The 25,603-nt window shown below is 54.5% G+C and carries 31 protein-coding genes and 1 tRNA gene; 27 read left to right on the top strand and 5 right to left on the bottom strand.

Annotation, left to right across the window (positions count from 1 at the left end):
- Nucleotides 1-389: motility-associated protein (locus BEN30_RS14825; protein ID WP_322091076.1), on the bottom strand; the 389-nt coding region annotated here is incomplete at its 3' end.
- 384 nt (nucleotides 390-773) lie between these two features.
- On the opposite strand from BEN30_RS14825, the gene BEN30_RS14830 reads away from it, so the two are divergent.
- The 3 genes from BEN30_RS14830 to BEN30_RS14840 all read left to right on the top strand — a co-directional run bounded on the left by BEN30_RS14830 (nucleotide 774) and on the right by BEN30_RS14840 (nucleotide 2,404).
- Nucleotides 774-1,226, top strand: a complete 453-nt coding sequence (locus tag BEN30_RS14830; protein WP_069959104.1) for a flavin reductase family protein — start codon at nucleotides 774-776, stop codon at nucleotides 1,224-1,226.
- 85 nt (nucleotides 1,227-1,311) lie between these two features.
- The gene (locus BEN30_RS14835; protein ID WP_139135062.1) at nucleotides 1,312-2,100 is read left to right on the top strand and encodes a class I SAM-dependent methyltransferase; all 789 of its coding nucleotides are present in this window, start codon (nucleotides 1,312-1,314) and stop codon (nucleotides 2,098-2,100) included.
- Nucleotides 2,101-2,197: 97 nt separating this feature from the next.
- A complete protein-coding gene (locus BEN30_RS14840; protein ID WP_069959105.1) occupies nucleotides 2,198-2,404 on the top strand; it encodes a hypothetical protein in 207 nt (68 codons plus the stop codon).
- Between the two features lie 18 nt (nucleotides 2,405-2,422).
- Here BEN30_RS14840 and BEN30_RS14845 read toward each other — a convergent pair whose 3' ends face one another.
- Nucleotides 2,423-3,643, bottom strand: coding sequence for a threonine ammonia-lyase (locus BEN30_RS14845; RefSeq protein WP_069959186.1), 1,221 nt, complete (start codon nucleotides 3,641-3,643; stop codon nucleotides 2,423-2,425).
- A gap of 274 nt (nucleotides 3,644-3,917) precedes the next feature.
- On the opposite strand from BEN30_RS14845, the gene BEN30_RS14850 reads away from it, so the two are divergent.
- Nucleotides 3,918-4,505, top strand: coding sequence for a chemotaxis protein CheW (locus tag BEN30_RS14850; RefSeq protein WP_069959106.1), 588 nt, complete (start codon nucleotides 3,918-3,920; stop codon nucleotides 4,503-4,505).
- 73 nt (nucleotides 4,506-4,578) lie between these two features.
- Here the strand turns inward: BEN30_RS14850 and hemB are convergent, their stop codons facing one another.
- Entirely contained in the window at nucleotides 4,579-5,592 is a 1,014-nt protein-coding gene (hemB, locus tag BEN30_RS14855; protein WP_069959187.1) for a porphobilinogen synthase, read from the bottom strand.
- A 159-nt stretch (nucleotides 5,593-5,751) separates the two neighbouring features.
- On the opposite strand from hemB, the gene BEN30_RS14860 reads away from it, so the two are divergent.
- From BEN30_RS14860 to BEN30_RS14925, 14 genes are all read left to right on the top strand, one after another.
- A complete protein-coding gene (locus BEN30_RS14860; protein ID WP_084005622.1) occupies nucleotides 5,752-5,997 on the top strand; it encodes a DUF6898 family protein in 246 nt (81 codons plus the stop codon).
- Nucleotides 5,998-6,126: 129 nt separating this feature from the next.
- Nucleotides 6,127-7,098, top strand: coding sequence for a sensor domain-containing diguanylate cyclase (locus BEN30_RS14865; RefSeq protein ID WP_069959107.1), 972 nt, complete (start codon nucleotides 6,127-6,129; stop codon nucleotides 7,096-7,098).
- A gap of 116 nt (nucleotides 7,099-7,214) precedes the next feature.
- Nucleotides 7,215-7,682 carry an aspartate 1-decarboxylase gene (panD, locus tag BEN30_RS14870; RefSeq protein WP_069959108.1) on the top strand — a complete coding sequence of 156 codons (468 nt, stop codon included), beginning with the start codon at nucleotides 7,215-7,217 and terminating at the stop codon, nucleotides 7,680-7,682.
- A gap of 154 nt (nucleotides 7,683-7,836) precedes the next feature.
- Nucleotides 7,837-8,283, top strand: coding sequence for a ribose 5-phosphate isomerase B (gene rpiB, locus BEN30_RS14875; protein ID WP_069959109.1), 447 nt, complete (start codon nucleotides 7,837-7,839; stop codon nucleotides 8,281-8,283).
- A 41-nt stretch (nucleotides 8,284-8,324) separates the two neighbouring features.
- Nucleotides 8,325-9,620: a serine hydroxymethyltransferase gene (gene glyA, locus BEN30_RS14880; protein WP_069959110.1), complete on the top strand. Its 1,296-nt coding sequence runs from the start codon at nucleotides 8,325-8,327 to the stop codon at nucleotides 9,618-9,620.
- Between the two features lie 35 nt (nucleotides 9,621-9,655).
- A complete protein-coding gene (gene nrdR / locus BEN30_RS14885) occupies nucleotides 9,656-10,111 on the top strand; it encodes a transcriptional regulator NrdR (protein WP_069959111.1) in 456 nt (151 codons plus the stop codon).
- Nucleotides 10,098-11,204 (top strand): bifunctional diaminohydroxyphosphoribosylaminopyrimidine deaminase/5-amino-6-(5-phosphoribosylamino)uracil reductase RibD, encoded by a 1,107-nt coding sequence (gene ribD, locus BEN30_RS14890; RefSeq protein ID WP_245649066.1) that lies wholly within the window; start codon nucleotides 10,098-10,100, stop codon nucleotides 11,202-11,204. Before nrdR ends, ribD begins: the two co-directional genes overlap by 14 nt.
- A gap of 3 nt (nucleotides 11,205-11,207) precedes the next feature.
- Entirely contained in the window at nucleotides 11,208-11,822 is a 615-nt protein-coding gene (locus BEN30_RS14895) for a riboflavin synthase (protein ID WP_069959112.1), read from the top strand.
- 32 nt (nucleotides 11,823-11,854) lie between these two features.
- Nucleotides 11,855-12,976 carry a 3,4-dihydroxy-2-butanone-4-phosphate synthase gene (gene ribB / locus BEN30_RS14900; protein ID WP_069959113.1) on the top strand — a complete coding sequence of 374 codons (1,122 nt, stop codon included), beginning with the start codon at nucleotides 11,855-11,857 and terminating at the stop codon, nucleotides 12,974-12,976.
- Nucleotides 12,977-13,010: 34 nt separating this feature from the next.
- Nucleotides 13,011-13,469 (top strand): 6,7-dimethyl-8-ribityllumazine synthase, encoded by a 459-nt coding sequence (gene ribH, locus BEN30_RS14905; protein ID WP_069959114.1) that lies wholly within the window; start codon nucleotides 13,011-13,013, stop codon nucleotides 13,467-13,469.
- Nucleotides 13,469-13,984, top strand: coding sequence for a transcription antitermination factor NusB (gene nusB / locus BEN30_RS14910; protein WP_069959115.1), 516 nt, complete (start codon nucleotides 13,469-13,471; stop codon nucleotides 13,982-13,984). Before ribH ends, nusB begins: the two co-directional genes overlap by 1 nt.
- A gap of 29 nt (nucleotides 13,985-14,013) precedes the next feature.
- Nucleotides 14,014-15,036, top strand: a complete 1,023-nt coding sequence (thiL, locus tag BEN30_RS14915) for a thiamine-phosphate kinase (protein ID WP_069959116.1) — start codon at nucleotides 14,014-14,016, stop codon at nucleotides 15,034-15,036.
- A 112-nt stretch (nucleotides 15,037-15,148) separates the two neighbouring features.
- Complete coding sequence (locus BEN30_RS14920) at nucleotides 15,149-15,637, top strand: hypothetical protein (RefSeq protein WP_069959117.1); 489 nt, start codon at nucleotides 15,149-15,151, stop codon at nucleotides 15,635-15,637.
- Between the two features lie 242 nt (nucleotides 15,638-15,879).
- Nucleotides 15,880-17,988 (top strand): sodium-translocating pyrophosphatase, encoded by a 2,109-nt coding sequence (locus BEN30_RS14925; protein WP_069959118.1) that lies wholly within the window; start codon nucleotides 15,880-15,882, stop codon nucleotides 17,986-17,988.
- Nucleotides 17,989-18,063: 75 nt separating this feature from the next.
- Here the strand turns inward: BEN30_RS14925 and BEN30_RS14930 are convergent, their stop codons facing one another.
- On the bottom strand, nucleotides 18,064-18,555 hold the full coding sequence (locus BEN30_RS14930) for an outer membrane protein assembly factor BamE (protein ID WP_084005623.1): 492 nt from the start codon (nucleotides 18,553-18,555) through the stop codon (nucleotides 18,064-18,066).
- Between the two features lie 216 nt (nucleotides 18,556-18,771).
- On the opposite strand from BEN30_RS14930, the gene BEN30_RS14935 reads away from it, so the two are divergent.
- From BEN30_RS14935 to BEN30_RS14970, 8 genes are all read left to right on the top strand, one after another.
- On the top strand, nucleotides 18,772-19,362 hold the full coding sequence (locus BEN30_RS14935) for a ubiquinol-cytochrome C chaperone family protein (protein ID WP_069959119.1): 591 nt from the start codon (nucleotides 18,772-18,774) through the stop codon (nucleotides 19,360-19,362).
- Nucleotides 19,355-19,945 (top strand): YceD family protein, encoded by a 591-nt coding sequence (locus BEN30_RS14940; protein ID WP_069959120.1) that lies wholly within the window; start codon nucleotides 19,355-19,357, stop codon nucleotides 19,943-19,945. Before BEN30_RS14935 ends, BEN30_RS14940 begins: the two co-directional genes overlap by 8 nt.
- Before the next feature lie 121 nt (nucleotides 19,946-20,066).
- Entirely contained in the window at nucleotides 20,067-20,252 is a 186-nt protein-coding gene (gene rpmF, locus BEN30_RS14945; protein WP_069959121.1) for a 50S ribosomal protein L32, read from the top strand.
- Nucleotides 20,253-20,297: 45 nt separating this feature from the next.
- On the top strand, nucleotides 20,298-21,350 hold the full coding sequence (gene plsX, locus BEN30_RS14950) for a phosphate acyltransferase PlsX (protein ID WP_069959122.1): 1,053 nt from the start codon (nucleotides 20,298-20,300) through the stop codon (nucleotides 21,348-21,350).
- A complete protein-coding gene (locus BEN30_RS14955; protein ID WP_069959123.1) occupies nucleotides 21,350-22,321 on the top strand; it encodes a beta-ketoacyl-ACP synthase III in 972 nt (323 codons plus the stop codon). The genes plsX and BEN30_RS14955 overlap by 1 nt, the downstream gene beginning before the upstream one ends.
- A 165-nt stretch (nucleotides 22,322-22,486) precedes the next feature.
- Nucleotides 22,487-22,789, top strand: a complete 303-nt coding sequence (gene ihfA, locus BEN30_RS14960; RefSeq protein ID WP_069959124.1) for an integration host factor subunit alpha — start codon at nucleotides 22,487-22,489, stop codon at nucleotides 22,787-22,789.
- Between the two features lie 116 nt (nucleotides 22,790-22,905).
- Complete coding sequence (locus tag BEN30_RS18065; protein ID WP_084005625.1) at nucleotides 22,906-23,367, top strand: MerR family transcriptional regulator; 462 nt, start codon at nucleotides 22,906-22,908, stop codon at nucleotides 23,365-23,367.
- A gap of 95 nt (nucleotides 23,368-23,462) precedes the next feature.
- Nucleotides 23,463-23,539 (top strand) — tRNA-Pro (locus BEN30_RS14970).
- Between the two features lie 48 nt (nucleotides 23,540-23,587).
- Here BEN30_RS14970 and BEN30_RS14975 read toward each other — a convergent pair.
- Nucleotides 23,588-24,688 (bottom strand): response regulator, encoded by a 1,101-nt coding sequence (locus BEN30_RS14975; RefSeq protein WP_069959125.1) that lies wholly within the window; start codon nucleotides 24,686-24,688, stop codon nucleotides 23,588-23,590.
- Between the two features lie 421 nt (nucleotides 24,689-25,109).
- Here BEN30_RS14975 and BEN30_RS14980 point away from each other — a divergent pair, with 421 nt between their 5' ends.
- Nucleotides 25,110-25,460: a hypothetical protein gene (locus BEN30_RS14980; protein WP_069959126.1), complete on the top strand. Its 351-nt coding sequence runs from the start codon at nucleotides 25,110-25,112 to the stop codon at nucleotides 25,458-25,460.
- Nucleotides 25,461-25,603: the final 143 nt, after the last annotated feature.

Consider the following 25,603-nt stretch of genomic DNA (forward strand, 5'->3'; position numbering starts at 1 on the left):
AAATAATCGCACATGAATTCCAACGCATGATGATCGCTGGCAAATCCAGGATATTGGTTGAATATCGAACTTTCGTGCGGATTTTCGATATGCCCTTCCAGCGCCAAATCACCCTTGCTCTTGGCCAGCTTAAAAAGCACGTATTGAACGCTAAGCAGTTCCAGATAACTGGCTTGATTGTACTTGGCGCCTTTGATCAAGGTCCCCAGCTTGCCCAACACGCCTTTGATGACCGAGCCGGGGTTCGAAATGATGAACGCCCCAATGCCTGCGCCAAAGATGATCAGGAATTCAAGGGGTTGCCACAGCACTTCCAGGTGGCCTTCGGCCAACACGTAGCCACCAATCACGCTGGCGATAACAACCACAAATCCGATTATAAACTTCATTTAATTGACATGCCTCAAGGGATCTATTGGTTTGTCTGCGCGCCGAGCAGAGGTTATCGTCTGGGGGTACATAAGATCAAGCTAATTTCGGAAATTGGTGGGATTAGTAATCTATTAGCTGCGCAATTGTTGTGGTTCTTGTGGACAACGCACATCAATGCCCATAAACCACGCCAATGTACCTTAATGATTGTTTCACGAAAGGCAATTATGCTTTTTGATTACGAAAATCATTCCCTACATTAAGTAGAGGCACCATATTTGTGAAGGTTGCCAACTTTCTTTCCCATTTCAATCGCGCACCGGAGCAACAGAACCATCGTGACTTCCCCTATTTTGAAAACAAACCTTAACCCCTTTAGTCAGCGTGATTTTCGGGATGCCATGGGCACTTTTGCGACTGGTGTGTGTGTGGTGTGCGCGCGCAATGCTTATGGTGAAGCGATTGGCATGACGGTGAATTCGTTTTCGTCCGTTTCGTTGGATCCGCCGCTGGTTTTGGTGTGTCTCGGCGAAGAATCGCCCCGTGCACAAGCGATTATCAATGCCGGAAAGTTCAGCATCTCGATGTTGGGTGAAACGCAGCTGGGCATTTCCAACCACTTTGCACTACCGGGGCAAGGTCTGGCGGGCGAAGGTATGCTCAAAGATGGGCAAAGCACGACCCCCATCGTCCCCAATGCCGCCTCTGTGGTCGAATGCGAAGTGGAAACACAATATCCCGGTGGCGATCATGTCATCCTCATCGGCCGTGTGACGCATCTGGAGACCAATGTGGACGTCGGACCGTTGATTTATTATCGCGGCGCTTATCGGAAGTTGAACGGCGAGGTCTAATGTGATTGAGGGGGGCAAGAACGAAGACGGTAGGCGCTCTTCCCGTCGTTCGATTTATGCCCTTTTTCCGCATGCTTTCGGCCCCTTGCCCCGCGTTTTGGCGGCCCAACTGGTCGCTTTCATCTTCATTCTGGCAATCGGTTTAGGCGTTGATGCCCTATGGCCGGGTTTGCGCCCGCCGCTGTGGGGTTTCATTGTCGCCCAAAGCCTGAGCGCTGCTGTGTTCAGCCGATCCTTTGGGCTCAAAGGGTGGTGGCTGGTGGCGCAATTGGTCTTGCCCGTGTTGGCGTGGGGCAGTTTGTTTGTCAACATGCCCTCATGGCTCTATCTGGTGGCCTTTTTGCTTTTGTTCTTGGTCTACAGCAACGTTTCCACCGAACGGGTGCCTTTGTATTTGACCAATCGAACCACCTGGGTGGCGCTTTCGCATCTGCTTAGCGAAGAAGCCGAAGTGGAAGGCGCCCCGCACGGGCAAAAACGTCGTTTTGTCGACTTGGGCTGTGGGGTGGGGGGGATGCTGGCGTATTTGTCACGCGCCCATCCGGATTGGGACTTTGTCGGCGTTGAAAATGCACCGGGGCCCTATGTGCTCAGCCGCATCAGGTTATGGAGTCGGCCCAACGTCAAGATTGAGTATAAAAGTCTTTGGGACGTGGATTTGAGCACCTTTGACTTCGTCTATGCGTTTTTGTCCCCGGCCCCCATGACGCGTTTGTTGAACCAGGCCGCGCGCGACCTCAAACCGGGGGCAATCTTGATCAGCAATTCGTTTTGGGCCCCCGATATTCCCTATGATGGGCAGGTCCAAGTGAATGATGGGCGTGAGACGTGTTTGTTTTTCACGCGCAAAGCTCAAAACTTTGAAGTGCAATAGGTGTCTTGGCGTCGATTTCAGGAAATATTTTTGACACACCTTTTGTGATATGCTTGGCTAAGAGTTAACCTAAACAACAACAGGCAGAGACTTTATCATGACCGTTTGGGGAGGCCATACCAAGGGCATGGATCACCTTCATCTTCGCGCGGAACAGCATATTGCCAAAGCGCGCAAAAGAAAGTCGTCCGTTGCGTCGCATATGGACAAATTGTCCCATGCCGAACAGCGCAAAGCCTTGTACGAGCAGCGTGCCCAAGCCAAGTTGCGCGGTCGCCGCGATTGGGATGAGTTCGAGGACTGATCGAAGAAACTCGGGGCGTTATTCCGAGGTGGCGCTCAGCACGCGGGTCTCAAACCCGGCCTTGCACAACACCTTCACCAGATCTTCAACATGCTTTCGGTCCAGCGTCTCAACGGCGACGTCCATTTCGGTTTGCTTGAGCGGAATATCGGAAAAGAGCCGTTGATGGTGCACTTCGATGATGTTTGCCCCGGAGTTGCCGATCACTTTAGAGACTTCCGACAGCACGCCGGGCATATCCATAATTTTAATGCGCAAGCTGACCAAGCGACCTTCGCGAGCCAGCCCACGCATGAGAATGGTGGACAGCATGCGTGAATCAATATTGCCGCCCGACACAACCAAACCGACATTGCGGTCTTTGAAGCGGTTTTTGTTGTGAATCAAAGCCGCCAAAGGCGCTGCGCCCGCCCCCTCGACGACGATGCGTTTGAGTTCCAGGTACGCCTGAAGCGCCTTTTCGATCTCAAGTTCACTGACCAAAAAGACGTCATCAACCATCTTTTCAATGATGGCCTGGGTGTTGGCCGCCGGGGTCTTGACCGCGATGCCGTCGGCGATGGTTTGGCCGTACAAAGCATCTGTCGTGAGATTGTGGTACGCGTCATACATGGATGGGAACGTGTCGGCTTGAACGCCAAAAACCTCCACGGACGGCTTTATATGTTTGGCGGCAATGGCGATGCCGGAAATCAAGCCGCCACCCCCGATGGCCGCAATGATGCAATCGAGTTGCGGCTGGTCTTCCATCATTTCCAAGCCAATGCAACCTTGTCCGGCAATCACCAGGGGGTCGTCATAGGGGTGGACAAAAATGTAACCATCGCGGGCCGACAGCTCCAGGGCGTAATCGCGGGCCTGGATAAAGCCTTCGCCATGCAAAACCACCTTGGCGCCAAGGGCCTCGGTGCGGGCAATTTTGGTGAAGGGGGTGTTTTTGGGCATCACGATGGTGGCGGGAATGTCCAGTTGGCGGGCGAAATAACCGACCCCTTGTGCATGGTTGCCTGCCGACGCGGCGATGACGCCAGCAGTACGCTCCTCGGCCGTTAAGGACAAAAGTTTCACCAAGGCGCCGCGAACCTTAAAGGCACCGGTGTGTTGAAGGTTTTCAAGCTTCAGCACGACATTCGCCCCGGTGAGTTCCGACAGTCGGGCGGCCGGGAAGCAGGGCGTGCGCAGCACACGGTCTTTGATCAAAGCATGGGCGGCTTGGATGTCGGCAAACGTAACGTTCATGGTGAGTGACCAGTCTTCTCGGCGTGGGGCGTGTGTGCGATGCGGAGTGTACAGCACCTGAGGCATCAAACAACTGCCACAAAGTGTGGTTTTGTAAACCATACTTTTGATGGTCAACGGTGATTGCCGCTGCTGGAGCAATCGGTTACACTGCTTAAATAGTGCTCTCGAAATGATGAATTTAGAGTGCGTTTGAGGCTGTAACAGCTTCATATTGGTTATAAAGTTTATGTGTTCCCCCAATTGCGGGATACCCAAAGGGAGTAATGATTCAATGGCGGGCCAAGAACTCGTGGCAACCAGCACGGCTGAACTTGATGTGATCGGTGGAGCGGACTTGTCTGAATTTGTTACGTTCAATATCGCGGGCCAGCTTTTTGGTATTCCAGTCCTGATCGTGCAAGACATTTTGGTGCCGGAAAACATCGCATCGGTTCCCTTGGCGCCGCCAGAAGTCCGCGGTTCGATCAACTTGCGTGGACGCATTGTCACCGTTGTTGACGTGCGGGTGCGTTTGGGTTTGGAACGCCGTGAGGTTCACGCCGCCATTCCCCATGCAGACCACGACGCCGACAATGAAGGCGATGAGGGCATGTCGCACGATGCCGTAGAAGCTGTAAAACGCAAAATGCGCCAACACATGATGGGCGTCACCGTCGAGCATCAAAACGAACTTTACACCTTGTTGGTGGACAGCGTCGGCGATGTCATCAGCATCAACAAGCAAAGTTATGAAGGCAATCCCAGCACGTTGGACCCCTTGTGGCGTGAATTCGCCAGCGGTGTGTACCGTTTGGAAGGCTCCTTGATGGTGGTCTTGGATGTTGAACGCTTGCTGGAATTTAAATCGCGGATTTTTTAATCCCGCGGACTTGATGTCTAAATGCAAAACGGCGCTTCATCAGAAGCGCCGTTTGTGCGTGGGGGCTGAATTTTTAGCCTTCGTTCAAAAGCCTTGCCGCCAAGGGCGCATAATAGGTGAGCACGCCGTCGGCTCCGGCGCGTTTAAACGCCATCAGGCTTTCCATCATCGCGGCCTCGCCATTCAACCAGCCGTTCCCCGCCGCAGCCTGGATCATGGCGTATTCGCCGCTGACCTGATAGGCGAATGTCGGCATGGCGAAGGTGTCTTTGATGCGCCGCAAAATATCGAGATAGGGCATACCCGGTTTGACCATCAACATGTCGGCGCCCTCTGAGACGTCGAGGGCCACTTCGCGCAAAGCTTCGTCTGAATTGGCCGGGTCCATCTGATAGGTCTTTTTGTCGCCCTTTAATACTCCGCCAGAGCCCACCGCATCGCGAAAGGGGCCATAAAAGCTGGACGCATATTTGGCCGCATAGGACAGGATCTGAACCCGTTGAAAACCTTCTGCATCAAGGGCTTGGCGAATAGCTTTGATGCGACCGTCCATCATATCTGAGGGCGCGACGATATCGCACCCGGCACGCGCCTGGACAACGGCTTGTTGACACAGCAGTTCCAGCGTTTCGTCGTTCAAAATTTTCCCGTCGTGAACCAGTCCGTCATGACCGTCCGAATTGTAGGGGTCCAAGGCGACGTCGCAAATCACGCCCAAATCGTCGCCGTGAGCCTCTTTGATGGCGCGCACCGCGCGACACACCAAATTGTTGGCATTAAGGCCTTCTTTGGCATCGGGGGTTTTTAAGGCCGGGTCGGTGCTGGGAAACACCGCAATGGCCGGAATCCCTAAGGCTTTGGCTTCGCCGGCAGCCTTGACGATGAGATCGATGGACAGGCGTTCGACACCCGGCATGGACGTCACCGATTCCCGTTGCCCTTGGCCGTCAATGATAAACAGGGGCCAGATTAAATCGTTGGTGGTGAGGGTGTTTTCGCACACCATCCGACGAGACCAACTCTGCGCGCGGTTGCGCCGCATCCGCACATGGGGAAATTCACCGAGACCGGCCAGAAAATTGCTCAAAAGAATCCCCTTCATTGTGTTGTCTTGCCATTGTGATGGCCAAGGGGCAAAGAATGCTTGGGTGCCCCCATCATGTCAATTTGCACATACCATATCGGCACGGCCCAAATTGCCAACAGAAATCTTTTCACAAGCCCAAATAGGGCGTATTGATTGGTTATGGCAATGAAACGCTTTGGTGGCTCTCAAGAGACGGTGTTGGGTGAGGTGTTGTTTGAATTTCAACGCCACGGCAACATCATGCGCGTCACTGCCATCGACCCCAAGTCTGGCACCGAAGTGGTGATGATTGCCGATCCGCGCCACAGCCAAACCATCATCAAGCGCTTGGCCATGCGAAAATTACTGTACGTCATGAACAAAAAGGCCGTGCAGGCGCAAAAAGACCGTGACTTAAGGTCATAAAATCTTCTTATTAGGTGTCGTTTTGGTGTTAGCGCTATTCATCAGTACCCTATCTGTGATATTTGGGTAGGTACGAATCTGCTGGGGGGTAGGTTTGCGTGTCGGGAGGACACAATAATGGTTGGAGTCATGGCAACGCTGCCAGACATTCAAGATGACCATTTGTTTGCCGTGAGGTTGATGGAACATTTGGTCGTGCCGACGTTCGTCCTGAATTCCAATGGCGACGTGATCATTTGGAACAAAGCCTGCGAACGTCTAACGGGGGTCAGCGCCGAAGAGGTGTTACACACAAAAAATCATTGGTGCGCGTTTTACGACAAACCCCGGGCTTGTTTGGCCGATATTTTGGTTCATGGCCGTGCCGATGAGATGGAGGGGTTGTACACGTCTTATTCTGCACCGGGGGATTCCCATCAGGGATTACGGGCGGAAAATTGGTGTGTGATGCCCAAAGCCGCCAAACGCCTCTATCTCGCCATCAATTCCGGGCCTATTTACAATGATACGGGTGAGTTGATCGCCGTGGTCGAAACGCTGCGCGATATGACGGAGCAAAAGCAGGCGGAAAATGCCTTGCAAAGCTTGGCCCACAAGGACGGTTTGACGGGCATAGCCAACCGCCGTTCGTTCGATATGGCCTTGGAAGCCGATTTGCTGCATGCCAAACGTGAACGGGCTCCGTTGGCGTTGTTGTTGGGCGATATTGACCACTTTAAGCTTTATAATGACCTCTACGGCCATCAAAAGGGTGATCGATGCCTGAAACTTGTGGCGAAGGCGATTGCCGCCGAGGTCAAGCGGCCAAGCGATTTGGCGGCACGCTATGGCGGTGAAGAGTTCGCGGTTATTTTGCCGGGCATTGATGCCGCGGGGGCGTTGCGCGTCGCTGAATCCATCCGTACCGCTGTGTTTGCGCTCAATGAACGTCATAAAGGCAGTGAAACCTCTGATCGCGTGACCCTCAGCATCGGCTTGGTGTGCTTGGTTCCCGATGATGTGATGAGTGAGGCCGACTTGATCGAGCGGGCCGATAAGGCGCTTTACACCGCCAAGGAAAGTGGCCGGAACCAGGTGGTGGTGGCCGACGCAACGGCGTAAAGGCCGCCGCACCGTCATCATAAACGATCTTTTATGCTGCACTGCACAGCCACTTTGCCTTTTCCAGCCGCTAAGCTTATAGTCATGCATCCTTTAAACAGTGAAGACCTGACCTCATGATCGAGATTGTGCGCGCCAAACTCCACGGTATTCGGGTCACCGATGCCAACCTGAACTATCAAGGGTCCATCACCTTGGACCCGGAACTGTGTGAACGGGTCGGCATTTTACCCATGGAATTCGTCGATATCTGGAACAAAAATTCCGGCGCGCGGATTCAAACCTATGTGATTTTGGGCGACGCGGGATCACGCTGCTGTGTGCTCAACGGTTCCGCTGCGCGCACCTGCCAACCGGGCGACGAAATCATCATCGCGGCCAGGGAATTCATCAACCGCTCTGAAATATATGACATCAAGCCCAAGGTTTTGACCTTCAAGGCGAACAATGAAATCGATCAAGAGCTGTTTTACGATGTGTTCGAGACGCCGGACCGGGCGCACAACTTTCGCATCATGAACGGTGCTGAGGTGGTTGATTTCCGCGATACGGCCCGAGATATGGCCAAAAAAAGCAGCCACTAAGCAGTTCCTGCCTAAAAAACTTGCCTCGACCTCGGCCTTTTACCGGCCCGAGCACTTGTGCCCGCTTGGCAGAGGGGGACGATATATGGTAACTAAGCGCTCGCTTGGACCTTCCCCAGGGTACCGTTGAAATCTGGATATGGACGAGACACTCATGTCGAATGACACCATCGCAATCGCTTGCGACCACGGCGCTTTTGCCTTGAAACAGCATTTGGTCGCTTATCTGCAAGGTAAAGGCCTGAAGGTCTTGGATCTTGGTGTTCCCAGCACCGATTCTGTGGATTATCCCGAATACGGCTACGCCATGGCCCACGCCATCAAAGACGGCAAGGCGGCTAAGGGCATTTTGATGTGTGGCAGCGGCATTGGCATTTCCATCGCCGCCAACCGTTTTCCCGAAATCCGCGCCGCCCTGGTCACCGACGTCACCTGTGCGCGTCTGGCGCGGGAACACAACAACGCCAACGTGTTGTGTTTGGGCGGGCGGATGATCGGCCCCGATTTGGCAGAAGAATGCGTTGATACGTTCCTCAACACGGATTTCGATGGCGGTGAACGTCATGTGCGCCGTGTCGGGTTGCTCGGCAATCCAAAATAGTCGTTTCTCTTTTTTAGCCTCTAGGACAAAGTGCTGCACTCATGACCAGCTATCCCAACGATGAACTTGCTCAGTTTTTTTCCAAATCGCTCAGCGAAACCGATCCGGTACTGAAAGCCTCTATTGATGACGAATTGGGTCGCCAGCAAAATCAGGTTGAACTGATCGCGTCGGAAAACATCGTTTCCAAGGCGGTTTTGGAAGCGCAAGGCAGCGTTTTGACCAACAAATACGCCGAAGGCTATCCCGGACGGCGCTATTATGGCGGTTGTGAATATGTGGACGTGTCTGAACAACTGGCCATAGACCGCGCCAAAGAGATTTTCGGTTGCGCCTTTGCCAACGTTCAGCCCCATTCCGGCGCCCAAGCCAACGGAGGCGTGTTTATGGCCCTGTTGCAGCCCGGTGACACCATTTTGGGCATGAGCTTGGCGGCAGGCGGTCACTTGACCCACGGTGCGCCCCCGGCGCAATCAGGCAAGTGGTTCAACGCGGTTCAATACGGCGTCAACGAAAGCGATCTGCGGATCAATTTCGACGAAGTTGAAACCTTGGCCCGTGAACACAAACCGAAACTGATCATCGCGGGTGGTTCTGCCTATCCCCGTCACATCGATTTTGCCCGGTTCCGGGCCATTGCCGACGAAGTGGGGGCCTATTTGATGGTCGACATGGCGCACTTCGCCGGTTTGGTCGCCGCAGGCGTGCACCCCAGCCCGGTGAGCATCGCGGACATCACCACCACCACCACCCACAAAACGCTGCGCGGTCCGCGTGGTGGCATGATCTTGACCAACGACGAAGCGATCGCGAAAAAGATCAACTCGGCCATCTTCCCCGGTCTCCAGGGTGGCCCGCTGATGCACGTCATCGCGGCCAAGGCGGTGGCCTTTGGCGAAGTTCTGCGCCCAAGCTTTAAAAGCTACGGCAAGCGGGTGGTTGAAAACGCCCAGGTTCTGGCTCAGACCATGGTCAACGGCGGCTACGCCATTTCCACCGGCGGCACCGACACCCACCTGATGTTGGTCGACTTGCGTCCCAAAGGCGTGAAGGGCAACGCTGCGGAACATGCATTGGACCGTGCGGGCATCACGTGCAACAAAAACGGCATTCCGTTTGATACCGAAAAGCCCATGGTGACCTCTGGCGTGCGCTTTGGCACCCCGGCTGGCACCACCCGTGGTTTTGGTGTGGCAGAGTTCAAACACATTGGCGAAATGGCGTGTGAAGTGTTGGATGGACTGGCTGTAAATGGTGAAGACGGCAACGGCGCAGTTGAAGCCGCCGTTCGCGCCAAAGTCCTGGCCTTGTGCACACGTTTCCCCATTTATGGCTAATCTGGTCGTAAGCTAGAACAAAGAAAGGCAGGACCATGCGTTGTCCGTTTTGCAGTCACAGCGACACCCAGGTGAAAGACTCTCGTCCCAGTGAGGACAACGCCACCATCCGTCGTCGGCGCTACTGCCCGGCGTGTGGATCGCGTTTCACGACCTTCGAGAGGGTTCATTTGCGCGAACTCACCGTGGTCAAAACGGACGGTCAGAAAGTTGCGTTTGATCGTGAAAAGGTCAAACGGTCCATGGAAATTGCCCTGCGCAAGCGGCCCACCACCGAAGACCAGATTGAACGCATCGTCAACGGCATCCAGCGCCGCCTGGAAACCTCTGGGGAAACAGAAATTCCGTCCAAGGCCATCGGCGAATTGATCATGGAACGGCTGATGGAAGTGGACAAGGTAGCCTATGTGCGCTTTGCTTCTGTTTATAAAGATTTTCATGAAATCAAAGACTTCAATGAGTTTATTGGGAACTTAGGTGAGCGCGATTAAGCTCCGCGATGAAGACCATATGCGCGCCGCGTTGAGCTTGGCGCGTCGGGGGCTGGGCAACACCGCCCCCAATCCTGCGGTGGGCTGCATTTTGGTCAAAGACGGAAAAGTCGTTGGTCGCGGCTGGACCCAGCCGGGCGGTCGTCCGCATGCCGAAGCGGTGGCGTTGGCCGAGGCCGGAGACGTCGCCCAAGGCGCCACAGCCTACGTCACCTTGGAGCCTTGTGCCCACTATGGCAAAACGCCGCCGTGCGCCGAGGCGCTGGTGGCGGCCAAAGTCGCCCGGGTGGTGAGTGCCGTCGGCGATCCGGACGCGCGGGTGGCGGGCAAGGGGCTGGAAATCCTCAAAAATGCGGGCATCGAAGTCTTAAACAACGTTCTGCGCGCGGAGGCTTACCGCACCAATTTAGGCTTTTTCAAACGCATATCCGAAGACCGCCCGCAGTTTACCTTGAAATTGGCCACCAGTCGGGACGGGCGTATTCCGCCCCGGGGTGCCGTTGGCGACGCCAAGTGGATCACGTCGCCGCAAGCGCGGAATCGCGGTCATTTGCTGCGCGCCAACCATGATGCGGTGCTGTTTGGCATCGGCACGGTGTTGGATGACGATCCCACCTACACCTGTCGTTTGAAAGGCCTGGAAGAGCAAAGCCCGGTGCGGGTGCTTTTGGACACCCGGCTGGACATTCCGGCCCATGCCAAACTGCTGCAAACGCTTGATCAGGCCCCGTTGTGGGTGGTGTGTTCCGCTGACGCCAATCCGGCCCGCAGAATGGCGTTGCAAGACCAAGGAGTGGTCGTCATCCAAGCCCCCAACGCGCTTTCGGATCGTTTGGATTTGACCTGGGTGGCTGGGGAATTGGCCGAACGCGGTCTCAACCGGGTATTGATTGAAACCGGACCGGGGCTTGCGGGGGCCTTTTTGCAGGCCGGTTTGGTGGATGATATCGCGTGGTTCCGGGCTGAGCGGGTCTTGGGAAACCAAGGTGTGCCCGCATTTAACGATTTTGATGTGGAAAAACTGGCATTGGTCCCACGTGCTGTGCTAAACGCAGGGCCGGATCACTTGGAACTTTATGAATTGGGAACCTAAGCCGTGTTCACAGGCATCGTCACCGACATGGGCACCGTACGTGCCGTGACCAAAACCGGCGCTGGCACCACATCGGGCACAAGCGAAGGGCGTCGCTTTGAAATCAGCACCCACTTTGATGTCAACGACATCGCTATCGGCGGGTCCATAGCCCACGCCGGGGCGTGCATGACGGTGGTGGACAAGGGCGACACGTGGTACGCCATCGAAGTGTCCGGCGAAAGCCTGTCCAAAACCACGCTCGGGTCATGGCATGTCGGTACAGCCATGAATTTGGAACGCGCCATGCGCTTGGGCGATGAGTTGGGCGGTCATATGGTGTCGGGTCATGTGGACGGCGTGGGCGAAGTGACGGCGCGCGTCGCTGATGGCGACAGCGTGCGGTTTAGCTTTCAAGCCCCCGACACATTGGCCAAATATTTGGCCCCCAAAGGCTCCATCACCATTGATGGTGTGTCGTTGACGGTGAACGAAGTGGACGGTGCGACGTTCGGTATTAACGTCATTCCCCACACCCAAGAGGTGACCACCATTGGTGCTCTTGGCGTTGGCGATAAGGTGAACCTGGAAATCGATATGCTGGCGCGGTATGTTGCGCGACTTCTGGGACAAGAATAACACTTAAAAATAACGCGGGTAGGATCTCAAACGTGCCATATACAAATAAACTTTCCCCTATTGAAGACATCATCGAAGACGCGCGCAATGGCCGCATGTTCATTCTGGTGGATGACGAGGGGCGCGAAAACGAAGGCGATTTGGTGATTCCGGCGCAGATGGCGACCCCGGAAGCGATCAACTTCATGGCCACCCACGGGCGCGGCCTGATTTGCCTGACGTTGACGCGCGAACGCGTTGAGTATCTGGACCTGCCGCACATGTCTCAGTCTAACGTGTCGCGGCATTCGACGGCGTTCACGGTGTCGATTGAGGCCCGTGAAGGGGTCACCACAGGCATTTCGGCATCGGATCGCGCCCACACCGTGGCGGTCGCCATCGGCGGCAACCGGGGCAAGGAAGACATCACCACGCCCGGCCACGTGTTTCCTTTGGAAGCGCGCGACGGCGGCGTTTTGGTGCGCGCAGGCCACACCGAAGCGGCGGTCGATATCTCGCGCTTGGCGGGGCTCAATCCGTCGGGCGTGATTTGTGAAATCATGAACGACGACGGCACCATGGCGCGCTTGGATGATTTGATCCCGTACGCCGAAAAGCACAAATTGAAGATCGCCAGCATTGCCGATCTGATTGCCTATCGTTTGAAAAACGACCACGTGGTGGAAAAAGTCCTCACCCAGCCCTTTACCTCGCTGTATGGCGGTGAGTTTGAGCTGAGCATCTATCGCAGCGGCTTGGACGGTACCGAACATCTGTCGCTGAGCTGCGGCGATGTCACGACCGGGGGGCCGGTTTTGGTGCGTATGCATGCCATGGACATCCTCACCGATGCGCTGGGCGACAATGGGGCGGGTAAAGCGGGGATTTTGCAGCGGTCTCTGAAAACCATTGCCGAGGAGGGCCGGGGCGCCGTTGTGGTGATCCGCAACCCCCGTCTCAATGCCTTATCTGAGCGCAAATTGGTGGTCTCTGAATCAGAACCCGGCGATGCCGGTGGCGTCAGTGCGGAATTGCGCAATTATGGCGTCGGCGCACAGATCTTGCTGGACCTGGGCGTTAAGGAAATGATCTTGCTGTCCAATACCCAGCACACCATAATTGGTCTTGAGGGTTACGGTCTCACGGTTGCCGGGCAAAAGCCGATCCCTGAATGACGTCTCCTTTGAGCAGACAAAAGGAATTTTTTTGATGGTTACTCAAGTTCTCATTATCGAGGCCCCGTTTTACCACCACATCACCGAGCAGTTGGTGGCGGGGGCCGTCGCCAAGTTGGAAGAGGCTGGCGTGAGTTTTGATCACATCACCGTTCCCGGCGCATTTGAAATTCCCGGTGTCATTGCTTTCAGTGAGCTGGCCCAAGAAAATCATCCCATCGCGTCCCGCCACTACAGCGGCTACATCGCGCTGGGTTGCGTCATTCGCGGCGAAACCAGCCATTATGATTACGTTGCGGGTGAAAGCTGCCGTGCTTTGATGAACCTGACCTTGGAAGGCGTGGCCATCGGCAATGGCATTTTGACGGTCGAAAACGAAGCCCAGGCTCTGGTGCGCGCAGGCGTTGATCAAAAAAACAAAGGCGGCGATGCTGCCGAAGCGTGCTTGCGCATGATCGGTGTGCGCGACAGCCTGATGCAGGGTCGAATTTGATGGCCGACACGGACGGCGCGCCTTCAAAACCCCTAAAATTTGACGCCAAAGGCCGTTCTGCCGCCCGCATGGCGGCGGTGCAGTCTTTGTACGAGCTTGATATGGTTGAAGGGGCCATCGATCCGGTGTTGCGGACCTTTATCGAAAAGCGCTGGACCGTTCCCATCGAAGATGAGGACGGCGATGAAGTGGGCGAAGCCGAATTCAACGACCCCGACAAATCCTTTCTCATCGAATTGGTGCGCGGCGTCGTCGCTCGCCAAGGCGAAATCGACGAGTGTCTGCAAGGCGCGCTTGGTGACAAATGGACGGTTGAGCGCCTAGAAGTGCTGTTGCGCGCCATTTTGCGCTGTGGAATTTTTGAGTTGATGACCCGCACCGAGATTCCGGCCAAGGTCGTTATCAATGAATACATGGATGTCGCCAACGCCTTTTTCAGTGAAGGCGAACCGAAAATGGTGAACGGTGTTCTGGACAAGCTGGCCCACGTGCTGCGCGATGGAAAATTGACTTAATTCACCACCGTTGGGGACGGAGACGGCCAATGGCTGATCACAATACGGCCCGAGAATTCGATATTATATCCAAATACTTTCGTCCTTTGGTTAAGGACGTGGATGAAGCTTTGGGCTTGGCTGATGATGCTGCGGTTCTGAGCGTGCCTCCCACCCATCAATTGGTGGTCACCACCGATGCCATTGTTGAGGGGGTACACTTCTTGCCCAGCCTCAGCGCCGAAGACGTGGCGTATAAGCTGGTAGGTGTGAACCTGTCGGATTTGGCGGCCATGGGGGCCATGCCAAAGGCTGTGTTTTTGGCCGCACAATTCACCCCGGATACCTCCGAGTCATGGATCGAAGCGTTTGCAGCGGGTCTGAAGGCCGCGTTGGCCCCTTCGGGGGCGCAGCTTTTGGGTGGCGACACCGTATCCACACCAGGGCCGCTGGCGTTCACCCTGACGGCCCTTGGATTTGTCAAAACGGGGCAAGCCTTGAAACGGTCCGGGGCTCATGTCGGCGACTTGGTGTTTGCCACCGGAACCATTGGGGATGGGGCTTTGGGGTTGGCCATGTTGCGCGGGGAATTAGAAGGTTTAAGCCCCCAACATGCCGCCCATTTGGCCGGGCGCTATGCGCGCCCAGAGCCGCGCTGGGATTTTGCCCAAGTCTTAGCCGATCTTGGCCTCGCCACAGCGTGTGTGGACGTGTCGGATGGCTTGGTCGCTGACTTAAACCACATTTGCTCGGCCTCCGGCGTTGCCGCCATTGTCGAAGCGGAACAAGTTTTGCTCTCAGATGCCGCCAATGCCGTCGTCGAGACGTCTGCTGAGCGGTTGAAGGATGTGCTTACGGGCGGTGATGACTATGAATTGGTGTTCACCGCCCCCTCATCGGCGCTGGGCGCGCTGGAAGAGCTGGCTGAATCGATGCAATTGCCCCTCAGCGTCATCGGTCACATCGAAGCCGCCGACTCAGGTGGCGACGGCCTTGCTGGACTGCGCGTTCGGGTTCTCGATGCCCATGGCGCGGATTTAGAACTTGGGCCCGGGGGGTATCAACACCTTTAAGGGGGGCTATCAACATCTTTAGGATTATGCCTTTTCAATGCCCTGTGCAGGGTTATACTCTACGATTCTAAGGGACTGACAACAAACACAATATGACCAGAGACTTGAAAATATGAAAAAATTGGTTATCGCATTTGCCGTTATGTTGATGTTGGCGGGCGGCACGGTGAGCTTGTTGAAATATATGTCCATGGGGCCGTTTGAAATAACGGCGGAAGAATTGGCGGCGCAACAGGCCGAAGAAGCCAAAAAAGCAAAAACAAAAACTTTATTTGAATCGCGCCCGCGCTACATCGAAATGGATCAGATCCAGATTCCGATCTTTCAAGACAATTCCGTCGCAGGCACGCTCATGATCAACTACAAGCTGGAAGCCTTGAACGTTGACAATGAACGCACCATCGCCCAAGCCAAACGTCGTCTGGGGGATGCATTGATCAAGGACTTTTCGTTTTATATTCCGAGAACCTTGCGCAACAACAAAACCCTGGATGTCACGTTGGTCAAATATCGCATTTTGATGATTTCAGATCGGATGTTGGGCAAAGGGGTCGTGAGCGATGCTTTGATCCAAGCGATGACCAGCACCAACGACCAATAATCATTTCATTTTTATAGCATTTTCAGATTATTGCGGCCTTGCGCCGGAGCTGGTCTTTGGAACTGTTCCGAGCAAGTTACGAACCAATTCATTCATAAGAAAAGAATAATATACCCCGTAGGTTGCTAATATTCGTTTGTTCTGGCAACCTGCTGTCCGGGGTAGGGCTGGGTTTTGTGAAAAATGCACCTTACGCTCAAAAGACAGGGAAAATCTGGGAAACCCAGTGGGAGAATTCGTAAATGTCGATGACATATTATTTAGTGCTCGCCTGCGGCCTATTGGCTGTGCTGTATGGCGTATACGCAATTCGGTCGGTTCTGGCAAAGCCTGCCGGCAATGAGAAAATGCAAGAAATTGCCGCTGCGATCCAAGAGGGTGCGGCGGCTTATTTGAATCGTCAGTATAGAACCATTGCCATTGTTGGCGTCGTGATTGGTGTTTTGCTGGGCTGGCGGCTTGGCATTCCGGTGGCCATTGGCTACGTGATCGGTGCGGTTTTGTCCGGTCTTGCGGGCTACATTGGCATGAACGTTTCCGTTCGCGCCAACGTCCGCACGGCAGAAGCTTCGCGCCGCGAAGGTCTGGCCGGTGGTTTGGATATCGCCTTTAAGTCCGGCGCTGTCACCGGTATGTTGGTTGTCGGTCTGGCGCTTTTGGGCGTTGCCGGTTACTACATCGTGCTGCGCGAAATGTTTGATCCGGCTTCGGCCGAAGGGATGCGTCACATCCTTGAAGCCCTGGTGGCTTTGGGCTTTGGCGCTTCTTTGATTTCCATCTTTGCCCGTTTGGGCGGTGGTATCTTTACCAAGGGTGCCGACGTTGGCGCCGATTTGGTGGGTAAGATCGAAGCTGGTATTCCCGAAGACGATCCCCGCAACCCTGGCGTTATTGCCGACAACGTTGGCGACAACGTTGGCGACTGTGCGGGCATGGCAGCGGATTTGTTTGAAACCTACGCCGTGACCGTGGTCGCGACCATGTTGTTGGGCGCGATGTTCTTCGCCGGTGCAGATAAAGACCTGATGATGTTGTTCCCGTTGGCGGTTGGTGGTGCGTGCATCATCGCATCGGTCATCGCGACGTTCTTCGTCAAGTTGGGTTCAAGTCAATCGGTGATGGGCGCTTTGTATAAGGGCTTTATCGCTTCGGCCGTCATTTCCGCCATTTTGATTGCGGGCTTGATGCAGGTGATGATGGGCGGCTTTGACGCCGTGTTCACCATGAGCAGCGGCAAAGTCATTTCCGTCATGCAGCTTTATGAAGCCTCGTTGACCGGTTTGGTGGTTACGGGTCTGATCGTGTGGATCACGGAATACTATACCGGCACCGATCACCGTCCGGTGAAGTCGGTGGCGTTTGCTTCGACCACGGGACACGGTACCAACGTGATCCAGGGTTTGGCCGTGTCGATGGAATCGACAGCCATGCCGGTTTTGGTCATTTGCGGTGGCATCGTCGCCAGCTACATGATTGCCGGTCTCTATGGCTTGGCGATTGCAGCAACCACCATGCTGGCGTTGGCCGGGATTGTGGTGGCGTTGGACGCATTTGGTCCTGTGACCGATAACGCGGGCGGCATCGCCGAAATGGCGGATCTGCCTTCCGACGTGCGTAAAATCACCGACACCCTGGATGCCGTCGGCAACACCACCAAGGCTGTCACCAAAGGCTATGCCATTGGATCGGCTGGCTTGGCGGCATTGGTTTTGTTCGCCGCGTACACCGAAGACTTGGTGCACTATTTCCCCGATGTCTATCAATCGGTCAACTTCAGCATCCAAAACCCGTTTGTGGTGGTGGGCCTGTTCATCGGCGGCATGTTGCCGTTCTTGTTCGGTTCCATGGGCATGATGGCGGTTGGTCGCGCGGGTGGCCAGGTGGTCGTCGAAGTGCGGCGTCAGTTCAAGGAAATGCCCGGCATTATGGAAGGCACGCAAAAGCCTGACTATGCCCGTTGTGTGGACATGCTGACCAAGACCGCGATCAAAGAAATGATCGTTCCTTCGGTGCTGCCGGTTTTGGCACCCGTGGTCATGTACTTCGTCGTGTTGGGCATTGCCGATCAAGCCTCGGCATTCTCCGCCTTGGGCGCGATGCTCATGGGCACCATTGTCACCGGTATCTTCGTCGCCATTTCGATGACGTCGGGTGGCGGTGCTTGGGACAACGCGAAAAAATATATTGAAGACGGCAACTATGGCGGCAAGGGCTCTGATGCCCACCATGCCGCCATCACCGGTGATACGGTGGGTGATCCTTACAAGGATACCGCAGGACCCGCCATCAACCCGATGATTAAAATCATCAACATCGTGGCGATCTTGCTGCTGGCCGTCTTGGCTGGTTAAGGTTCGATCTCACCATCAAAAAAACCCCGAAGGTTCAGCCTTCGGGGTTTTTTTTTAGGTCATTATGAAGCGGGCTTATTTCTTGTTAAAGCGCCCCAGGTTGGACAGCATCTGTTCGATCACACCCAATGAGTTGCCAGCTGTGGGGGTTTTGCGCTCCACCGGATTGACATACTCGGCGCTGTTTTTGTCGTAAACATCAACAGACTTTACGACACCGTGCTCGTCGAAGATAATCGCCACCACTTGACGTTCAATGACTTCAGGGGCGAAGAAGGCGGTCGTTTCGGTGCGTTCGGAAATGTAATACCATGCCGAATCGTCGTACGGGTCAGTGCTCGACGGTGAGCCCAGCGTGTCGAGAACACGATCGCGGGTGTATACGCCGGGCTCAATGGCGGCAATCTCTTCCAGTTGCACGGCGTTGCCATGCATATTGACGCGCGGTGCGCACGCGGTCGACAGGCCCAAAACGATCAGAACTGTGCCCAACATGGCCAAGCGCAAAGGCGAACGCGCCTTGTTGATAGAAAGTCTTACAACGGGGGCTTTTTTATTTGTGTTCATTGCCCTACATTCTGCCCAAAAGTTAAGGTCTGCTGCTTAGGCGCGCACAAGATGCGTTTTGGGTGCAAGCACAAGCGCTGCGGACCTGAGTTGATTTAAGCCCAGAAAATCGCACCCCCTGACCCAGGAGTCAATGTATGGGGTGTCATGAAGGGGCCTTATTGTTGGCTCAGTATACGCCGAAATTCATTGAAATAGAAAAAAGCCGAATACACGATGAAGGCTCTGCTGAAAATACTTGGGTTTAACCGTGCTGATCCTGCGGCTGAGCGACTGTACGCCACCGCCGTCGCCACCGCCAGACGGGAAGACCATTTTACCCAAATGGGCGTGCCGGACACGGTGGACGGTCGTTTCGACATGATTTCGCTGGTCACGGCTCTGCTCAATCGGCGCATTGGCATGGCGAACCCCAAACACGTTCTGCGGATACAAAGTCTGGCGCAAGAGCTGTTTGACGTGATGTTTGCCGATATGGACGTCAACTTGCGGGAATTGGGCGTTTCCGATGAAGGCATGAAGCATCGCATCAAACCGATGGCGGGTGCGCATTTGGGGCGGGTCAAGGCTTATGCCGACGCTTTGGCCCCGGTGGATGAGGATGAGCGTCTGAAGCGTCTGACAGACGCTTTGGTGCGCAATGTCTATCGTGCCCAGGAAGACACCTCAGGGGCTCATGCGCTGGCGTTGCGGGCCATTGATTTGTCGTTGGAGCTGGACGGCGCAACGGACGATGAAATTCTCAGCGGTCGTTTTGTTTTTTCGACACCCGAGATTCGAGCAGATGAGGAGGGCGAACATGTCTAAAATATCCCCCCAGGACCAAAACGTCATTGTCCCCGAATGGTCGCGCATTGTGCGGGTCGATAAATTGGGCGCGCAGCTCTACAGCCAAGACATCAAAGCCAATGCCGATGAACTTCGCGCCCTGACCAGACGCCTCAAAGTCGATGAGGTGGAAAATGTATCGGCGCATGTTTCCGTGCAATTGATGACCAGCGGCGATGTTTTGGTGAAAGCATCGTTTCAGGCGCGTGTGACCCAGACCTGCGGCGTCACGTTGGAACCCATCGTAAGTGATATTTCTTCTGATTTTAAAGTGACTTACACAGAAAATGGAATGCTGTCAGAGGCCTCGGAAGAGGAAGAAATCGTTGGTTTGGTTGACGATTTTGACCCCCCCGAAGAGCTTGTTGATGGAAAAATCGACATCGCCGAGGCGGTCATAGAGCATTTGGCACTTGAATTGGACCCCTTTCCCCGCGTAAAAGGCGCTACGTTCGATGGTTATTCGTCGGGGTCGTGGACTGAAAACGAGCCGATCACTGAGAAGAAGAACCCGTTTGAAGTTCTCGCTCAGTTGAAGGTTGCACCGAAATCCTCTACGTGAACGCCGGGAAATGCTTGCCCCGGCGTCTTTTATTCGTTAAGTAAGCACCCCTCAGCGTCGTGTTGAGATGATCGTGCTGAGGACACTCCGATGGAGTGTTTGTATTTTTAAGGATTGTGAAATGGCTGTTCCTAAGCATAAAATTTCGACCTCTAAACGCAACATGCGCCGCTCGCATGATGCTTTGAAGAGCAACGCCTATGAAGAATGCCCGTCTTGTGGGGAATTGAAGCGCCCGCACCATGTGTGCGAAGCTTGCGGTCAATACAACAGCCGCGAAGTCGTTTCGTCCGAAGACGCCGCCTAATTTATTTGGGACGGAAGCCAACCGGCTAAGAGGACGAAGCGCATCGTGCCGCAAACCATTACCCTCTCGATAGACGCCATGGGCGGTGACAACGCGCCGAATATGGTCGTTGAGGGTATGGATCTGGCTCTTCGCGATTTGCCCAATGTCAGGTTTATTGTTTTCGGGCGTTCGGAACAGCTTGTTCCGTTGCTGGAAAAGCATAAACGGTTGTCGGCGAGAATAGACTTGCGCCACTGCGACGACGTCGTCAGCAGCGAAGAAAAGCCCGGTGTCGCTTTGCGCTCCGGGCGAAAATCGTCTATGCGCAAAGCCATTGATGCCGTTGGCACCCACGAAGCGGATGGGGTGGTGTCGGCGGGCAATACCGGTGCGTTGATGGCGATGGCCAAATTCGTGCTGAAAACGCTTCCGGGCATTGATCGTCCGGCCATCGCATCACTACTGCCCAATATGAAGGGCGAAAGCGTGATGCTCGATTTGGGCGCAAACATTCAATGTGACGCCGAAAATTTGGTGCAATTCGCGGTTATGGGCGAAGTGTACGCCCGCAACGTCTTGCACATCGACAAGCCGTCCATCGGTATCCTCAACGTCGGGACCGAGGTCTTAAAAGGCAACGACTCGGTCAAACAGGCCGCAGCGATCCTCAGCGAAACAAAATTGCCCATCGATTTTTACGGTTTCGTCGAAGGCGACGACATCGGCAAGGGGACGGTTGACGTGATCGTCACCGATGGGTTTACCGGTAACGTCGCCCTGAAAACCGTCGAAGGCACGGCCAAATTGTTCGCCGGGGCCTTGAAGCAAGAACTGATGAAATCGACCCTGGGCAAGATCGGCGCCTTCATCGCCAAGCCCGCCATTGATTCTTTTCGCAACCGATTCGACCCGCGTCGCTACAACGGGGCCATGTTTTTGGGACTGGGTGGCATCTGTATCAAGAGCCACGGCGGGACGGATGGCTTGGGTTTTTGCTATGCCATTAAGGCTGCGCACGAATTGGTCACAGATCAGTTGAATGAGGGCATCAAGGAAGACTATGCTCGGTTCAGTTCCGAACACCACTCCATGTCCCTCACAACTCCGGAAGATTGATGTCTTATTGCTCCCGTATTATCGGTACAGGTTCTCACTTGCCCGATCAGGTGGTCACCAACGAACAGTTGGCCGAAACCATTGACACCAGTGATGACTGGATCGTCGATCGCACCGGCATTCGGGAACGACGCATTGCACGAGAAGGTGAAACCACGTCGGTTCTGGCCTTTCAAGCGGCGGAAAACGCCTTGGAAGCCGCCGGAATCAGCGCCAAAGACCTCGATCTTGTGATTGTTGCGACGACCACGCCGGACAACACCTTTCCGTCAACGGCGACCAAGGTCCAAGCCATGTTGGGCATGGAAGGCGGGGCGGCGTTTGACATTCAGGCGGTTTGTTCCGGTTTCGTCTATGCCTTGGCGGTGGCCGATAACTTTATTCGTGCTGGCCAGGCAAAGACCGTTTTGGTCATTGGCGCAGAGGTCATGAGCCGTATTCTCGATTGGAGCGATCGCGGCACCTGCGTTTTGTTCGGTGACGGCGCGGGCGCGGTGGTGGTGCAAGCCGAGGAAGTCGGCGCGGGCGAGCCGGTCGGCATTTTGTCCACGCATTTGCATTCCGATGGCAAGCTGCGCGATCTTTTATATGTCGATGGTGGCCCCGGTACCAACAAACAGGTCGGTCATTTGCGGATGCTGGGCCGTGAAGTGTTTCGTCATGCCGTCACAAACTTGGCTTCCGTAGTGGTCGAAGCGTTGAGCGCCAATGGTTATACCCAATCCGATATCGATTGGTTGGTGCCCCATCAGGCCAACAAACGCATTCTGGATGGGACCGCGCGCAAATTGGGACTCCGCGAAGACCAAGTCGTCATCACGGTCGAACGTCACGCCAACACATCGGCGGCATCCGTGCCCTTGGCGTTGGATGAAGCGGTGCGCGACGGGCGCATTCAGAAAGGTCAATTGGTGTTGATGGAAGCCATGGGCGGTGGTTTGACCTGGGGTGCTGCGCTGGTACGCTGGTAAAACGGCGCCCTTTGCCTTCGCTCGTGCTCTGTTTGCGCTGCACCATTTTAGGTGCTCTAGGGTGGCCCGACCTGAATTTCAATCGTTTCTTCCATCCCTTTGATATTGACGGCTTTTGTTCGCCGTTATACCCTTTGGTCTTAAATATTGAAAAGGGGTGTTTGGATGACGAACCGTACCATCACACGGGCGCAGCTCAGCGAAGCCGTTTACCAAGAGGTTGGCCTGTCTCGCAACGAGTCTGCGGACCTGTTGGAAACCGTGTTGTCGATGATGTCTGATGCTCTGTCGTCCGATGAAACCGTGAAGATTTCATCCTTTGGCAGTTTTTCTGTCCGTCAAAAGGGGCAGCGCATCGGTCGTAATCCCAAAACCGGTGAGGAAGTGCCCATTCTTCCGCGCAAGGTTTTGGTGTTTCGCCCGTCTCAAGTCATGAAGGCACGGATCAACGCGAAGCGTGTGCCGTAGTTTTTTGAAAAACGGGCGACACCAGTCCGGACCATGTTTGTCGGGACGATGGGTGTCGGCCTGCATGACTTGTGTATCAAAGACACGAGTTTAATTTTTCACGGGTAAAAAAAACAGTGGACCAATCCCCTAAGTCAGAGCGGACGCAAAAATCTACCCAGGCCTTTCGCACCATCAGTGAGGTTGCGGATGAACTTGATTTGCCTCAGCATGTGTTGCGGTTTTGGGAAACCAAATTCAAACAAATTTCGCCCATGAAGCGGGGCGGGGGGCGGCGCTATTATCGCCCCGAAGACGTTGAACTGTTGCGCGCCATCAAGGCTTTGCTGCATTTTGACGGGTACACCATCAAAGGGGTGCAGAAGCTGCTCAGCAGCGGTGGATTGAATAACCTGAGCGCTTCAGACACAACCCCGGCACCCGTGGCCTCCGTCGAGGCGGCCCCCGCTGATCAAGCCCATATCGAAAATAACCGCGCTGAGCCCTCCCTTCAGCCGTCTTTCGACCTTGCCGGATTGGCTGTTTTGGTGCGCGAATTGGAAGATATTCGCGATCATTTGAAAAAATCGGTTTCTTGACGCTTGAGCCGTTGCAACATGCCGGACCAGCGCGTATATTCGCGCCGATTCTGGTCCTCTCTTAAGATCTTGAGAGATTATCTAAATCAGATTGTCGGAGCGTAGCGCAGCCTGGTAGCGCACTTGACTGGGGGTCAAGGGGTCGCAGGTTCAAATCCTGTCGCTCCGACCAAAATAAAGAGCTGAGCCTTAGGGTTCAGCTCTTTATTTGTTTCTGCTCTTAGTCTTCAATGGCGGCGCGGAACAGTTTCACCAAGCGCTGGTCCAAGGCAAAAGGTTGCTGCTCCATGATGGCGAACGCGACATTGGGGGCAAAGGCGCGTTTTAACGGACGGATGTCCGTCAGCGTGGCGAACGTATCGGCAATCGCCGACATGCGCCCCAATTCGTTGATTTGTGCGCCTTGCAATTGATTGGGGTAGCCCGAACCATCCAGACGTTCGTGGTGTTGTTCGACAATCACCCGAACGGCGTCATGAATGCCGTCAATGCTCTGCACGATGTCTTGCGAAAACTGGGCATGTTCGCGCAAAGCCGAAAATTCGTTTTTATCCAAATCGCCGGTTTTGTTGACCAACTGCTGTGACAGCGCCATTTTGCCGACATCGTGTAAAAATCCGCCAATCGCCAATTGGTTCATTTCGTCTGTGCTGACGTTATAGGCTTTGGCGAAGACCGCCATAAACACGGCCACGCGCATGGAATGCACGTAAGTGTAATTGCTGTGGTCGCGGAGCCCTTTTAAAATGAGTTTGTGCTGGTCGTCTTGGACACACGCGACCAAGGGATTGCAACTGGCAGAAACGGCCTTGCGGTCCAGTGGCGTGTTGTTGGCGACGGCTTTGGCAATATCGTCAAATTGAATCAATGTGTCGTGCAGGGCGGTTCCGATGGGTTTGGGCAGGGCTTTCCAGGACTGTTCCACCCGTTGGCCGACACAGGCGTCAATGCGATTGACCAACTGTTCGATACGAATGGGGCGTTTGAGAAAGTGATCCGCAGCCCCGCTGCCATCACCGGCGATAAAGGGCCCGCTTTGCGTGTCCGACATGATGATAAACGGGATGTGCTTGAGGCTGTTGTCGGTGCACTTGGTGCGGTGAACGCCACCGCCTTGGGTGCGCAGGGTGTGCTCATCAACCAAAACCACGTCCGGATTGTTTTTGCGCATGGCGTCAAGAGCGGCGCGCCCGTTTGTGAAGGGGGACAAGACGTACAACGCCCCCAGCGCCTTACGGATTTTGTTGACCCGCTCCGCTTCGCCGTCGATGACGTAAATGCTCTGACGCGCACCCACTTCAAGAGAAGGGTGGCCGGACACATCAATGGAATTCGCAAATTGCAGGGACTTAATCCTTTAGGCCGTTCAAAAACGAGACGATCCAGCTGAAGCCGTCTTCTGTCATATACAATTTATGTAATATAATTGATTTTTGCGCATGTACATATTGCGTTCACAGCGATTTTCAATAAGCAAAAAAAACCGACTGCGTTTTCACGCAGTCGGCTGAGTTTGTGCTCTTGAGGGAAGGGAAAGGCTCACAGTGAGCCAATCCACAATCTTATACTGACGCGATTGCACTCGTGACGCTGTGACGGTGATCACAGCCGCATTCTCAATTTGGAAAAATTCGCCCGAATGCATATATATGGTGAACAAAACGCATTATGATTTCGTTTAGAAGTCTCAATTATGATGAAGTATCCATCTCCTCGATACAGCGGTTCAGGGAAGCGCGTCCATGAGTGAAGAACACACTGACGATTACAAAAAAATGATGAACCAAAAACGGTTTCTCAATGATATTGAGCAAGGCATTCGCATTGCCAACCGTGAAATCATCCACAAACGAATTCCGGCTTTGAACAAAGATACCGTGTTGGCCTTCGCCGTTGCCATCGCGCGGGCACGGACTCGCTATCTTGAAGCCGCGTTTCGGGCAGCAGCCACGGACAAAGGGGAGCCGTTGGATCAAGGCGAAGTGAACCAACTTCGGTCCCACAGAGAATCCTACGAAGAAACGAAAAAAGCTTTTGAAGCTTTGCGCTATGCCATCGAACAAGGTTATGTCGATGTCGAAATGGTCGATTGAAAGGGTTTTTTTGGGCCCCCATTGTATGGGGCGTGTGGCCTTCAGTCGGCGCATTTGACCCTTCGCTTCGTCTTTGATCGAAACTTTGTTTTGTAAAAGCAACGATAAAACTGCACGCGAAGTTAAATGGGGTGTTCAAGAAA

The organism is Magnetovibrio blakemorei (assembly GCF_001746755.1).
GTDB classification, from domain to species: domain Bacteria; phylum Pseudomonadota; class Alphaproteobacteria; order Rhodospirillales; family Magnetovibrionaceae; genus Magnetovibrio; species Magnetovibrio blakemorei.